The sequence below is a fragment of the Actinoplanes subtropicus genome, assembly GCF_000721705.1.
GTDB lineage: Bacteria > Actinomycetota > Actinomycetes > Mycobacteriales > Micromonosporaceae > Actinoplanes > Actinoplanes subtropicus.
In genome coordinates this window covers 202,780-216,257 of the sequence record NZ_JOJL01000023.1, presented here as the reverse complement: position 1 = coordinate 216,257, position 13,478 = coordinate 202,780, and the positions used below count along the sequence as shown (strand labels likewise).

Annotated in this window: 10 protein-coding genes and 1 tRNA gene; 8 read left to right on the top strand and 3 right to left on the bottom strand. The window is 68.3% G+C overall.

Translation table 11 applies throughout. The features are described 5' to 3' along the window. Positions 1–291 (top strand): hypothetical protein (locus IH26_RS62310; RefSeq protein ID WP_211268781.1); only part of this gene is annotated, 291 nt, incomplete at its 5' end. Here the strand turns inward: IH26_RS62310 and IH26_RS60145 are convergent. Next, positions 283–373 (bottom strand) — tRNA-Lys (locus IH26_RS60145). The two genes, IH26_RS62310 and IH26_RS60145, sit on opposite strands and share 9 nt — an antisense overlap. A gap of 828 nt (positions 374–1,201) precedes the next feature. On the opposite strand from IH26_RS60145, the gene IH26_RS0131070 reads away from it, so the two are divergent. After that, on the top strand, positions 1,202–2,434 hold the full coding sequence (locus tag IH26_RS0131070; RefSeq protein ID WP_030439813.1) for a hypothetical protein: 1,233 nt from the start codon (positions 1,202–1,204) through the stop codon (positions 2,432–2,434). Positions 2,435–2,557: 123 nt separating this feature from the next. On the opposite strand, the gene IH26_RS0131065 is transcribed toward IH26_RS0131070, so the two are convergent. After that, positions 2,558–3,244, bottom strand: a complete 687-nt coding sequence (locus IH26_RS0131065) for a hypothetical protein (protein ID WP_157437466.1) — start codon at positions 3,242–3,244, stop codon at positions 2,558–2,560. A 478-nt stretch (positions 3,245–3,722) separates the two neighbouring features. Next, the gene (locus IH26_RS0131060) at positions 3,723–4,820 is read right to left on the bottom strand and encodes an integrase core domain-containing protein (protein ID WP_030439811.1); all 1,098 of its coding nucleotides are present in this window, start codon (positions 4,818–4,820) and stop codon (positions 3,723–3,725) included. Positions 4,821–5,634: 814 nt separating this feature from the next. Here IH26_RS0131060 and IH26_RS0131055 point away from each other — a divergent pair. From IH26_RS0131055 to IH26_RS0131030, 6 genes are all read left to right on the top strand, one after another. After that, positions 5,635–7,008, top strand: a complete 1,374-nt coding sequence (locus IH26_RS0131055) for a tyrosine-type recombinase/integrase (RefSeq protein WP_030439810.1) — start codon at positions 5,635–5,637, stop codon at positions 7,006–7,008. 175 nt (positions 7,009–7,183) lie between these two features. Next, positions 7,184–7,933 (top strand): SDR family oxidoreductase, encoded by a 750-nt coding sequence (locus tag IH26_RS0131050; protein WP_030439809.1) that lies wholly within the window; start codon positions 7,184–7,186, stop codon positions 7,931–7,933. Between the two features lie 612 nt (positions 7,934–8,545). After that, complete coding sequence (locus tag IH26_RS0131045) at positions 8,546–9,061, top strand: (2Fe-2S)-binding protein (RefSeq protein ID WP_051808794.1); 516 nt, start codon at positions 8,546–8,548, stop codon at positions 9,059–9,061. Positions 9,062–9,064: 3 nt separating this feature from the next. Beyond that, positions 9,065–10,066, top strand: a complete 1,002-nt coding sequence (locus IH26_RS0131040; RefSeq protein WP_030439807.1) for an FAD binding domain-containing protein — start codon at positions 9,065–9,067, stop codon at positions 10,064–10,066. Continuing rightward, a complete protein-coding gene (locus tag IH26_RS0131035) occupies positions 10,063–12,237 on the top strand; it encodes a xanthine dehydrogenase family protein molybdopterin-binding subunit (RefSeq protein WP_030439806.1) in 2,175 nt (724 codons plus the stop codon). The genes IH26_RS0131040 and IH26_RS0131035 overlap by 4 nt, the downstream gene beginning before the upstream one ends. 76 nt (positions 12,238–12,313) lie before the next feature. Continuing rightward, positions 12,314–13,477 (top strand): XdhC family protein, encoded by a 1,164-nt coding sequence (locus IH26_RS0131030; RefSeq protein WP_051808777.1) that lies wholly within the window; start codon positions 12,314–12,316, stop codon positions 13,475–13,477. The last annotated feature ends 1 nt before the right edge of the window (position 13,478 follow it).

Below are 13,478 nucleotides of genomic sequence, written 5' to 3'. Positions count from 1 at the left end.
GATTTCGATGTTTGTCCACAACAGACTCAAGATCACGCGGTGGCCGCCCTGTTCCCGCCGGCCTCAGCCATGATCACGAACGGCGGCTGCCGTACTAGTGGCGGGCCTGATGTGGCACGTGATCAGGGTCACGGAACGGCGGCGATGACAGCCGATGACGGGCTGCGCCGGGGGGTGTCAGCGTCTCCAGATCACGCATGGATCACGCACTCGTCCACAAGGGACAGAAAAATGGCCCTGACCGAACGTAAAATGCCTGGTCAGGGCCATGATCACCTGTGCGCCGCGTAGGACTTGAACCTACAACCCGCGGATTAAGAGTCCGCTGCTATTCGTGTCGGCCAATGTTTGAATTGCTTACTGGTGTCGAGCTATGCCACCTCACCTGCGCGTACGTAATTTTCGAATGTCCGTTAATGCTGTCGAGTGACGCCCTGAGCCAGGGCTGTCGATCACGCATGGATCACGCATCGATCGCGCGATTGGTGGCATCGCGGCCGTAGACCCCACCCCCGGGACATGGGTTCCGGCAACACCATGGTGGGTGAACCACTGCCGAGATCGTCGCTGTGCCGGCCGGCGGCTCGGCGCCGTCGTACATGGCTGAGGTGCTGGGCGAGGCGGTTTGGATTGCAGAGCTACCGGTGGCCTTGGGTTGGCTGGCTGCTACCAGTAGTCGGCGCCGCATCGGGCGTCACTCGCCGAGGCCGAGACCGGCTCGCTGCCCTCCTCCCGGGCCTGCGGCAAGACCCCCGGATTGCCGCATGCATCGCGCGACCTTCGGCACGGCGGTCACTGTCAGTGCCCGCCGCGATGATGCTCGCGTGCACGGATTTGCTTGATGGGCGGATGCTCGGTCGAGGTCTCGAGTCGGTGTCGGCGTTCAAGGTGCGAGTTGCTGGAGCCAGTCGCGAAGCACGGCGGTTTCGGCTGGGCGTAGGGGGAATCGAATCCTCGGCATTGGTGAGGGGGCGTCGAGGGCGACTCCGATGTAGGGCTTACCTCTGCCGGGCAGTCCCGCTCCCTGCGTGCGAATCCGCCGAGTTCAGCCCACACGGCTCCGGTGCCCACAGTGTGCGACAGACGTCCCGTCTGTTGTACACGCGACGGACCGAGGCCCGTAGACACCCGAGTAACTCTGTGCACCATTGCCTTAAGATCGACTCGTCTCTAGATCGACACGCATCGACGGGGAAGTCACATGAAACGTAAGAACCTGCTCCGCGCCGCTGTTCCGGCGGCCGTCGCGCTGCTTGCCCCGGCTATTACCGCCGTTCCTGCGTTCGCGGCAGCGCCGGCCGCACCGACTGTCACCCAGATCAGCGGCTCGGCCACGGTCGGGCAGATGGTGACGTTCAAGTTTACCGAGCCCGACGGCAGCCAACCGGTCAGCTACAGCTGGGACATCGACGGCGACGAGCTGACCGGCACCGCCACCGCGTCACACGGGCAGGCCACCGTCAAGATCCCAGCGCTGCGATTCAGCAACACGCTCGAGGTCTATTCCGATGGCGCGGACGGCACCTTCAGCGACTCCGCCCACTTCAGCTTCTTCGCCGCCGGCGCCGCACCGTACGCGGACCAGGACCTCACCGGCGACGGCAAGCCCGACCTGGCCGTGGTCGTCGGCGACAAGCTGCTGGAGGCCGACGGCAAGGGAACGGCCGGCAAGGTGCGCGTACCGGCCACCACCCTCAGCTCCGACGGCAACGCCATCAGCGAGGATTTCACCGGATATCAGGTCATCACGGGCAAGTTCTCCGGCGGCTCCTTCGAGGACTACGTCGCCTACAATCCGTCCAACGGCGTTGCCATCGCCTACTCTGGGCTCGGCGCGCTGGACAAGACGCACCCGAGGCTGCTGCTGACCGCAGGAGTCTCGTTCGGCGACTTCCTCAGTGACATCGACGGCAACAACCCGATCCAGCTGGCCACCGCGTACGACAGCAGCGCGCAGGGCAACCCGATCGTCGACCTGGTCGGCATCGCCGGTAGCGCCACCGACGGGTACCACTTCGAGTACTACCCGGCCGGGTTCGTGACGGGCGCGTATCCCGGGCCGGTCGACACCGGTGTAGCCACCCCTGACGGCGGCCGCGACTGGCAGAACTGGCAGCTGTCGTCGAAGCTGCTGCCCAGCGGTACGGCGATCAGCTTGTGGAACCCGGCCACCGGAGCGCTCTACCTGTGGGAAGGCGTCAAGTTCGACGTCAACAGCGGGCAGCTGACCTACACACAATTCCGGGTTTCGGCGCACTTCCTCGCCGCCGCTACCGGCACCACGCTGCGCCTCACCGACTTCAACGCCGACGGTGTGCCGGACGTGTGGGCCGTGACCCGGGCCGGTGTGGTCACGGCCTACCAAATCAGCGGTCTATCCACCACCGGGACCGCCAAGATCAAGGCAAAGGGCTCGCCGATCAACCTGCAGTAATCGGCAAGGAGGGCGGCTCTGCCGCCCTCCTGTCGTAGGGCGTCCGGGCGCGGTGCGAGCCGTCACGGCTCCAGTGCGCGGTCAGCACGCAACGTGGCCCCAGATCGGCATGAGACGGCAGGATCAGGCCTGGTCGACACCCGGCGGGTCGACGGCTGGCATGGACAGGACCTCGGGCGACGCGGTCGGCGTCGGTTGCGGAAAATCGGCGGCAGCAAAAGGGTCCGTCAGCGACGGCGAAGTACAAGCCTGCTGCGGCGCGCCGGACGGCACCCCATCACGGGCGGCGTCCTGCTGCCCGCCCGGGACCGGCCCGGCGGCGTAAGCCGCGCGCTGGGCCGCGTAGTGCTGAGCAGCCGCCTGCTGGGCGGCCACAGCCTGCGCCACGAAGGCGTCGTGTGCTCGCCGGAACTCGACCGTCTGCCCGTCGTCGATCACTCGGCCGCCGGCGACGACCGACCAGCCCGACTGGGCCAGCATGATCGCGCCTGCGATGAGGATCAGGATTCCCCAGAGCAGGCCAGGGCTGATCGCCTCCTCCGAAATCGAGGCCGACACGACACCGAGGGCGCCCCCACCGACGATCAACCCGGCGCCGGAATACAGCATCGTCGCGTGCCGGCCCAGGCATCGTCGACAGAACGGCCAGGCCGTCGCCACGGCCCGTTTCCGATTTGCCCCGATGAGGACCGCCAAGATGACCAGCCCGACGACACCCAGCAGGACCAGCAAATAGCTCCATGGCGAAACGCCCGACCCGAACTTCACACGTTTGCGCGCCACGGCCGGCTCGCCGTGCCGGGCGCACACTGTGGGAGTGCCCCACCCCGACGATATAAAAGCAGCTGGAATCCGAACTCCGACCGCCACAGACCTTCCACCTTTCGACGAGACCGCCACATTCCTCATGGTGACTTTTACCGATCGCGTACGGGGGGCGCGAAGTGCTCGGAGAAGGGATGCAACCTCGAGCTCCCGTTATTTCACTTGCCGCGAGTTGCTCGCCACGGAGCGTGACGGTCGTTTGGCGGCACGGCTCGCGAAAACAGCCAATGACGGTGCGTCCTCGTCGCCCGTCGGGTAGTAAACGGGGGTTGATGTCGGCCGCCGCGGCGCGCGGTCATCTTGGCCGTCGGCGCTACGCGTGAACAGCCGAGCCAGATGGCCTTCCCTCGTTCTTTGGGTTGGTGGAGGCGGGCCGCGGGGGCGGCCCGCCTAGTCGGGGTTTGTGGTTATTTGTTGTTGGTGCCGCTGGCCCTGCGGGTGCCGACAATGTCATCCGTGCTGGTCAAGCAGCATTTTCATATTCATGGAGGACGCCGCCGAGTCGGTCGTGTCGGCGGATGCGTGGCTGTGCGAGGGCCGCGGGTTCGGTGATCGGGTCGGGCAGCGGCTGTCGCGGTCGGGCGTTGGCGATGCCCGGGTGGGGTCGATGATCGTTGTGGTGGTGTTCGTACTCGCGTAGGGCGTGCAGCAGGTGGGCCTGGTTGAAGATCAGGGTCCGGTCGAGCATCTCGTGGCGGCAGGCTTGGATCCAGCGTTCCATGATCGAGTTCATGCGGGGTACCCGGACGCCGCTGAGCACGGTCTCGATCCCGGCGTCGGCCAGGATCGTGTCGAACAGGGCCGGGTACTTGCCGTCGCGGTCGCGGATCAGGTATTTCACCTGACTGCTGGTGTCCTCGATGTCCATGACCAGGTTCCGGGCGGCTTGTGCCACCCAGCTGGCGGTCGGCTGCGCGGTGACACCGAGAACCCTGATCCGCCGGGAGGCGTGCTCGATCACCGCGAGGACGTACAGCCGGGCGCCGGTCAGCGTCACCGTCTCGAAGAAGTCCGCAGCGATCAGCGCCTGGGCCTGGGAACGCAGGAACGCCGACCAGGTGCTGCTGCCGCGTTCGGGCGCCGGATCGACGCCCGCGTCTTTCAGGATCTCCCAGACGGTCGAGGCGGCGACCTTCACACCCAGAACGAGCAGTTCACCATGGATACGGCGGTATCCCCAACTGCTGTTCTCTCGGGCCAGACGCAGGACCAGCCTGCGGATCGATCGGATCGTGGGTGGCCGCCCCGGCCGTCTGGGCCGGGAACGTCGGGCGTGCCGGCGGGCGATCAGGTCCCGGTGCCAGCGCAACACGGTCTCGGGGCGCACCGGTAACCGCAGGTGACGGAGCACGGGTCGCGGCAGGGAGTGCAGCAGGGCGGCAAGCCAGGCCCGGTCGGCTGGGGTGAACCGGATCCGGTCGCCGTGCAACTGCCGCTCGAGAACCATGATCTGATGCCGTAACGCGAGGATCTCGGCGTCCTTGTCGCGGTCGCTCATCGGCAACAGCCGTAGCAGAGCCAGCGCGTTGGTCACGCCGAGGTAGGCCAGTCGAAGCAGCACGACAGAACATCCTCGCGGAGTGCTCCGCAGAGAGCACCGTCGCGGGTCCGACCCCGGGCATCCACCGGGGCGCCTGACTGCACACGGCAGCGACCGAGAAAGCTGCTACCAGGGCGGATGAGGTTTTCGGCACCCGCACGGCTGATGCTGGCGGCATCAGAACCCGGCCGGGCGTGATCGCCGTCACTCACAGGTCTTGCTGGGGGTCGATTTCGGCTGGTGCCAGCCAGTGTCAGCGTCTCCAGATCACGCATGGATCACGCATTCGTCCACAAGGGACGAAAAAATGGCCCCGACCAGATGTAAAACACCTGGTCAGAGCCATGATCATCTGTGCGCCGCGTAGGACTTGAACCTACAACCCGCGGATTAAGAGTCTGCGATCTTGAATGTTGCGGGCTCTCGCGGCGTGCCGCCAGGTGTCAGTTTTGGCAGCTCAGGAGGCTGGTGGCATGCCGCGGCATGCCACCGGCTGACGCCCCGTTACGGGACTGGGTCGTCCCCCAAGGTTCCCCCAAGCCCTCCACTGTGGTCGGTCTGACCGCTGCGCGGTGAGGCGGTGTTGGCCGCGAGCGAGCTGGGGGAGCTTGGGGCGTTGCGTGCGCGGCGGGAGACCGGTTCGTCTGCCGACGATGGCTGGGTATTTGCAGCGGTTCGATGCTTGGTGAAGGCGGGTGCTCGTCACGGCTGATCGGTGAAGCCGTCGAGCGTGAACCACGATCGGGTGATCGTTGCTGGTGTGCGGAATCGCAGGTCGATGTCCCGCTGTTCCGGCTGTCGCGCAAGAAGCGCAGATAGGTATGGAACACCCGCCATGAACGATTACTCTCCCGTCTACCGTCGGTGCGGCTGCACCGACCCCACCACCGGCCGCCGCCGTTACGGCGACACCTGCCCGCGGCTGGCCGACGATCCCGATCACGGCTCCTGGTACTTCTCGATCCGCATCGGCGGTCAACGCGTGCGCCGCGGTGGATTCCGCACCGCACAGGCCACCGAGCAGGCCCGCCAAGAACTCGTCGGCCAAACGCCCGAACCCGCTCCCGATGCAGGGCTCACTGTCGGCGCCTGGCTCGACACCTGGGTCGCTTCGTTGCCCAAACGGGTTCGGCCCTCGACCGCCACCGCCTACACCGCGCACGTGGTCAACGTGCTGCGGCCCGCACTGGGCCATCACCGGCTCGGTGCGTTGATCCGGGCACACGTGCAGGCGGTGTTTGACGAGCTCGCCAGCCATAGGAACCGGTATCACGTGAAGATCACCGCGGCGACCGTGCAGCGGGTCCGGGCCACCCTGCGCCGGGCCCTGAACGCGGCAGCCGCCCACGGCTACCTGACCGATAATCCGGCCCGGATGCTCGAACTGCCCTCGCCGCGGCGGACCCGGCCGGTGACCTGGTCACAGCCGCGGGTCGCGGCCTGGCTACGTGACGGCACCCGGCCGAAGATCGCCGTCTGGACACCCCAACAACTGGCCGAGTTCCTGACCAAGGTCGCCGACGACCTGTACGCCCTGTGGTGGCTGGCCGGCCTACGCGGGCTACGCCGCGGCGAACTCGTCGGACTGCGCTGGATCGACGTCGACCTGGCCGACGCCACCCTCACGGTGACCCAGACCCTGGTCGAGTTGCCCGGCGTCGTCGCCGAGTCCGAACCCAAGACCGCCGCCGGCAACCGGACCATCACCCTCGACCCCGCCACCGTCGAGATCCTCGCCGATCACCGGCGGCGGCAACAGCGCGTGTACGACGAGCACGCAACGATCGCAGGAGAGGCCGGCTTCGTGTTCGCCTGGCCGAATGGGCGGCCGATCCGGCCCGGCTGGCTCACCCACCGGTTCACCTTCTTGGTGACCGACCACGGTTTGCCACCGGTCCGGCTGCACGATTTGCGGCATGGGACCGCGATGAACGCGCTGCACGGCTCGGCCAGCCTGCACACCGTGCAACATCTGCTCGGGCACTCCAGCCACGCCTTCACTGCCGACGTCTACGGCACCGTCCCGGACGCGCTGGCACGGGCTGAGGCGAGGAGTACTGCCGCGACCATCCTCGCGGCCATGCGACAGACCAGACCTGTGGACGTGCTGCAGCATCGGGCCGAGGTACGCCGAGCGCGGCTTCGTCAAGCCCCGCTCGCCGGCGTCACCGTGAAGCCCCGAGCTGAACTGCGGAAACGGTCGGCGTAACCGAGCCACGTCACCATCGCCGCCCATGACACCGGATCCGCTGCGCAGGGCCGTTTCACGAGGCAGAGACCGCCGATCCATGGATAAGCCGTCCTCTCCTGCCGCTGCGCGGGCGCCCCTATGGTCGAGGCTGCGGGCGCTCACCGGCCCGCCGTAACGAAGGAGCGAGACCCGCATGAAGATGACCGGCAACACGATCCTGATCACCGGCGGAACCTCGGGCATCGGCCTCGGTCTGGCCGTGCGTCTGCACGAGGCCGGCAACAAGGTGATCGTCGCCGGGCGGCGCAAGGAACTCCTCGACGAGATCACGGCCGAGCACCCGGGCATCGACGCGCTCGTCCTCGATGTGGCGGACGCCGACTCGATCGCCCAGGCCCAGGAGACCGTGGCGGCGAGCCACCCGGGGCTGAACGTGCTGGTCAACAACGCCGGCATCATGCTGCCGGAAAATCTTCTCGATCCGGCGGGGCTCCCGGTCGCCGAGGATCACGTCGCGACCAATCTGCTCGGCCCGATCCGGATGACGTACGCCTTCCTGCCGCTGCTGGTGGGCAAGGACGACGCGGTCGTCATGAATGTCACCTCCGCGCTGGCGTTCGTCCCGTACCCGAGTACCCCGACCTACAGCGCGACCAAGGCCGCGCTGCACTCCTTCTCCGAGAGCCTGCGCATCCAGCTCGCCGGTGCTGACACCGGCGTCCAGGTGATCGAGGTGGTCCCGTCGGGCGTGCGCACGACCCTGATGGGCCAGGAGAACAGCGAGCAGTCGATGCCGTTGGACGACTTCCTCACCGAGACCCTCGACCTGCTGCGCGAGAAGCCCGACGCGAAGGAACTGGTCGTCGAGCCCGCCCGGTTTATCCGCGACGCGTTGGCCAACGGCTCCTACGACAACGTCCTCGCCATGATCAGCGGCAGCTGACCGACCTGAAATGCAGGCAAGGCATTGGGCGGCATCGGCCCAGGACCATCGCCGCTGGCCGTCGGCCTGGAAGGCGGTCTGCGGCGCACCGCCGACAGCTGGCGATTTCCCAGCGAGTCATGCAGGACAGGTGACCATCGGGTCGTCTCGCTGCGAGCGCCCTTGGCGCCGGGCCGCGCGGGCGGCTTCGCCGGGGGTGGGGAGGAAGGCTCAGGCATGGATCGGCGGTCTCTGGATAGCCGGGCTCGGTGCGGCGAGGCTGGCGGCACGGTCAGCAAGGAACTGGTGGAATTCCTGCGGCACCGACATGTGATTCTGCGCCCCGCGACGTCGGGCTGGCCGAGGGGCCGCGCGCGTACGCAGGGACTGCGCCGCGAGGAGGTCGCGCAGCTCGCTGGCATGTCCACCGACTACTACGCCCGGCGGGAACCGCAGCGTGTTCACCAGCCCGCCGCAACGAAAGAGCCACCCGCTCACCTCGGTCGTCAAATCGACAGCCGCTGCTTAGAGAACTGCCACGAGCGTCGCTGGTAGTCGGCCGAGAAGGCGGTTGCCGGTCTCCGCTGCCCCCTCTTTTGTCGGGGCCCTGTCACCAAGGATTGGGAAGCCATGATGAAGACATCGCCGACCGCCGGACGGCCGGCTGGCCTTGTCGAGACGGCGTTCACCGTCAACGGCGAGCAGGTGCGCTTCGAGTTGGATCCTCGCGAGTCTCTGCTCGATGTGCTGCGCGAGCGTCTCGTGCTGACCGGAACCAAGAAGGGGTGCGATCAGGGGCACTGCGGCGCCTGCACGGTGCACATCGACGGCCGGCGTGTCGTGTCCTGTCTGACTCCGGCGGTCCAGGTCGCGGGACGGGACGTGACAACCATCGAAGGCGTCGCGGCGCCGGACGGCACGCTGCACCCGTTGCAGCAGGCGTTCGTCGACTGTGATGCCCTGCAGTGCGGCTACTGCACACCTGGGCAGGTGATGTCCGGCCTGGCCTGCCTGGCCGAGGGCCACACCGAGACGGACGGCGACATCCGTGAGTACATGAGCGGCAACCTGTGCCGATGCGGCGCGTATATCGGCATCACCGCGGCCATCCGCCGGGTGGCCGACCAGACCAAGCAGACCGAGGTGTAGACGGTGCGCTCATTCGCCTATGTCGTGCCCGACAGCGTTGCCGGGGCCGTCGATGCCCTGGCCGCCGCGGAGCCGGGGACCAAGATCCTGGCCGGTGGCACGACCCTGTACGACCTGATGAAGCTCGGCGTCGAGGCTCCGCCGGCCGTCATCGACATTCACCGTCTCGCTGAGCTGACCGAGATCAGCACGGGCGAGGGCGAACTGTCGTTCGGGGCGGGAGCGAAAATGGCCGAGGTCGCCGACCATCCGGTCGTACGCCGCGACTATCCGGCGCTGTCGGAATCCTTGTGGCGGGCGGCGTCCCAGCAACTGCGCAACATGGCGACGGTCGGCGGGAACCTGCTGCAACGCACGCGATGCGGCTACTTCCGCGGCGGAGCGGAATTCGGTTGCAACAAGAGGGATCCGGGCAGCGGCTGTGCGGCGCTCGAGGGACTGGACCGCACCCACGCGCTGCTGGGCGCCAGCGATGCCTGCATCGCCACCTACCCGGGCGACTGGGCCGTAGCCCTGATCGCGTTCGACGCCGAACTCGACGTGGTAGGCCCACGGGGCGAGCGGACGCTACCACTCGGCGACTTGCACGTCGAGCCGGGAGACAACCCCGTGCTCGAACACACCCTGGCTGCCGATGAGTTGATCCTGCGGATCCGCGTTCCCGCGACACCCGCCGGTCGCGGCTCCACCTACCACAAGATCCGTGACCGGGAGTCCTACGCCTTCGCCCTCACCTCGGCCGCCGCCGCCGTGACGCTGGACGCCCAGGGAACGGTCACGGACTGCCGGATCGGTTTGGGTGGGGTCGCCACGCGCCCCTGGCGGGCGACGGCAGCGGAACGCTCGCTGCTCGGCGAACAACTCACCATGGGGACCGCCCGTCACGCGGGGGAAGTCGCCTTCGCCGATGCCCGTCCTGTTCGCACCGGCGCGTTCCGCGTCGAACTGGGCATCCGCACCGTTACTGACGCACTGCTCACCGCGGGGAAGCAGGCCGCCCGATGAAGACCCCGGACCTGGGTCGCGTCGACGCCCACGAGAAGGTCACCGGCACCGCCAGCTACGGCGCCGACCGGGTCCCGGACGACCTGGCGTATGCCATGTTCGCCGTGGCCACGATCGGCAAGGGCCGCACGGTGTCCATCGACACCGCAGCGGCCGAGGCGGTACCCGGTGTCCGTCTGGTCCTGACCCGGTTCGACGAGGACGAACTGCGCGGCCCCGGGTTCCTGATGGGTGGAGGTTTCGCCTTTCAGAGCCTGCAGCCGCTGCTCAGCGATGTCGTCGCCTATCGAGGCCAGCCGATCGCGTTGATCGTCGCCGACACCCTGGTCGCCGCCACCGAGGCGGCGGACCTTGTCCGGGCCCGCTACGAGATCGAGCCGTTCGCCGTCGGAATCGACGACGAAGGCGCCACCTCCGTCCTGCAGGAAGAAGCCCTGCCCTGGTTTCCCGACGTCAAGGTGGGCGACGCCGAGACCGCGTACGCGGCGAGTCCGGTGCAGATCGACGAGACCTACCTGCACCCGGCCCAGCACCAGGTCCCGATGGAACTGATCAGTTCAGTCGTGCAATGGAAGGGCGACCGGCTCGTCGTGCACGAGAGCACCCAGAACGCCGGCGCGCTGCGGCACGGAGTCGCCGCGCAACTGAACCTGGATCCGGCCGACGTCGACGTGATCTCGCCGTACATCGGCGGCGGATTCGGATCCCGGAACGCGCTGCAGCCGCACATCGGGCCGCTGGCGCTCGCCGCACGCCGGCTGAGGCGTCCGGTCAAGCTGGTCATTCCGCGCCGGCAGACGTTCCACACCGGCAGCTTCCGGCCGGTCAGTCGGCATCGCATCCGGCTCGGCGCCGACCCATCGGGGCGGCTCCTGGCCGCCCTGCATGACGCGGATCACCAGACGTCGCGCCATGACCTGTACCCCGCCATGTACACGGAGATAACGTCGCGGCTGTACGCGGTACCCAACTTCGGGGGACGTCAGCGCCTGGTGCAGACCGACGTCCAGACGCCGGGATTCATGAGGGCCCCGAACGAGGGCCCGGCCAGCTTCGCGTTCGAGTCGGCCGTCGACGTACTGGCCTACGCGACCGGCCAGGACCCCGTCGAGCTGCGGTTGGCCAACGACACCGCCACGGACCCGGTCACCGGTCTGCCTTTCTCCTCCCGCCACCTGGCGCAGTGTCTGACGCGGGGTGCGGAGCGGTTCGGATGGCAGAAGCGGGATCCGCGGCCGGGGTCGATGCGTGCCGCTGACGGATCGTTGGTGGGCCTGGGCGTCGCTGTCGGCGCTCACCCGGTCCTGGTCGCTCCGGCCGTGGCCCGGATGTCCGCGGGAGCCGACGGCCGGGTGACCGTCGGCGTCGACGGCCACGAGATGGGGCAGGGCATCCGCTCTGCCATCGCTCTGCTGGTCGCGCAGGACCTCGGTGTTCCCGTCCAGGACGTCGTCGTCCGGGTCGGTGACACGCGCGTCGCGCCGCAGCATCTCACCGCCGGCGCGTGGGGCACCGCGACCGCGTTGCCCGCGGTGCACAAGGCACTGCGCGAGCTGCGCAAGCGGCTCGGCGCGGGTGACACCGGGACAGTGGAGGTGGCAGCCGCGGTTCGAGCCACCGGGCACGGGTCGCCGGAGGTGGAGGTGACCTCTGTGGGACCGGGCCAGCCCCCCGAAATGCTCGACCGTTCCCGGGCCGGCCTGTTCTCCGCTGCGGGTCCGGTCTTCCCGGACTTCACCGCCTTCAGCTGGGCCGCTCACTTCGTCGAGGTCCGCATCGAGGCCACGACACGACGCATCCGAGTGCCCAGGGCGCTCTGCGTGGCCGACTGCGGCCGGGTCGCCAGCCCGGTCACCGCGGCCAGTCAGGTCCGCGGTGGCGTGATCTGGGGCATCAGCGAGGCGCTGCGGGAGTCGAGCGAGGTCGACCCGCGCTTCGGCGGATTCCTCAACACCACGCTGGAGGAATACCCCGTCGCGGTCAACGCCGACATAGCGGAGATCGACTTCGACTTCATCGACGAGCCCGACCTGCTCCTGAGCGAGGTCGGGGTCAAGGGCCTCGGCGAGCTCACGATGATCGGCGTGGCAGCCGCTGTCGCCAACGCGGTCTTCCACGCCACCGGACAGCGACAGAACCGGCTGCCCATCCGGATCGAAGACGTGATGTAGGCCGTCAACTCGTCGGGACCATTCCGGGCAGGAACGCCCGCCCCACCCCTGCCCACGGCGATTCCGGAGGACGACCATGCTGAATATCGCGGACACACTGCACCGCTGGTGCCGCGAGAAACGCCCCTTCGCCCTGGCCACCGTCGTCAACGTCACCGGAAGCGCACCCCTGCCCGTCGGTACGTCGCTCGCCGTAGACGAGGACGGCAACGCCGTCGGCAGCATCTCCGGCGGCTGTGTCGAGGGCACGGTCTACGAACTGTGCCAAGAGGTGCTCCTCGACCAGAGTCCTCCCCGGCGCGCCTGGTTCGGCTACTCCGACGACGACGCCTTCGCCGTGGGCCTGACCTGCGGCGGCGAACTCGACGTCCTCGTCCAGCGCATCAACCCCGCGACCCGGCCGCATCTCGGCGCGGCCCTGGCCGAGATCGCCGGAGGCCGACCCGCCGCCGTGGCACAAGTCGTCGACGGGCCCGACCGACTGATCGGCGCCACCCTGAGCGTTCTCGGTGACAGCTGGATCGCCGACGCGACGATGGCCGCAGGGCCAACAGGCCAGGCGGTGGCGGACCGGGCCGCCGCCCAGCTGCGGGCGGGACGCACCGTGCTCGTCTCGCTCGGCGGGGACGCGGGCACCTGCCCCGATCGGCTGTCCGTCCTTGTCCACGTGGCCGCAACCCGCCCCTGCATGCTGATCTTCGGCGCGGTCGACTTCGCCGCCGCGCTCAGCCAGGCCGGCCGCTTCCTCGGCTATCGGGTCACCGTGTGCGACGCCCGCCCCGTCTTCGCCACCGCGGCCCGCTTCCCGCACGCGGACGAGGTCGTGGTCGACTGGCCGCACCGCTACCTGGAGCGCACCGAGGTGGACGGCCGTACCGCCGTCTGCGTCCTCACCCACGACTCCAAGTTCGACATTCCCCTGCTGCAGCTGGCACTCGATCTGCCCGTCGGTTACGTGGGCGCGATGGGATCCCGGCGGACGCACGATGAACGCCTACGTCTCCTGCGCGAGGCGGGCGTCGCGCCGGACCGATTGGCTCGGCTGCGCTCCCCGATCGGTCTCGACCTCGGTGCGCGCACGCCTGAGGAGACGGCGATCTCCATCACCGCGGAGATCATCGCCCACGCCAACCAGGGCACGGGCCGGTCCTTGACCCTGGGCACCGGCCCGATCCACCGGCTGGGTGACCAGGCAGTCGACGAGCGTCGTGCCCCGCAAGGCCCGCTACTGACGCCGTGAC

What these genes read in the sequence shown, in the direction of transcription:
- IH26_RS0131070 (WP_030439813.1), top strand. Translation starts at nt 1,202, where the DNA reads ATGAAACGTAAGAACCTGCTCCGCGCCGCTGTTCCGGCGGCCGTCGCG.
- IH26_RS0131055 (WP_030439810.1), top strand. Translation starts at nt 5,635, where the DNA reads ATGAACGATTACTCTCCCGTCTACCGTCGGTGCGGCTGCACCGACCCC.
- IH26_RS0131050 (WP_030439809.1), top strand. Translation starts at nt 7,184, where the DNA reads ATGAAGATGACCGGCAACACGATCCTGATCACCGGCGGAACCTCGGGC.
- IH26_RS0131045 (WP_051808794.1), top strand. Translation starts at nt 8,546, where the DNA reads ATGAAGACATCGCCGACCGCCGGACGGCCGGCTGGCCTTGTCGAGACG.
- IH26_RS0131035 (WP_030439806.1), top strand. Translation starts at nt 10,063, where the DNA reads ATGAAGACCCCGGACCTGGGTCGCGTCGACGCCCACGAGAAGGTCACC.
- IH26_RS0131030 (WP_051808777.1), top strand. Translation starts at nt 12,314, where the DNA reads ATGCTGAATATCGCGGACACACTGCACCGCTGGTGCCGCGAGAAACGC.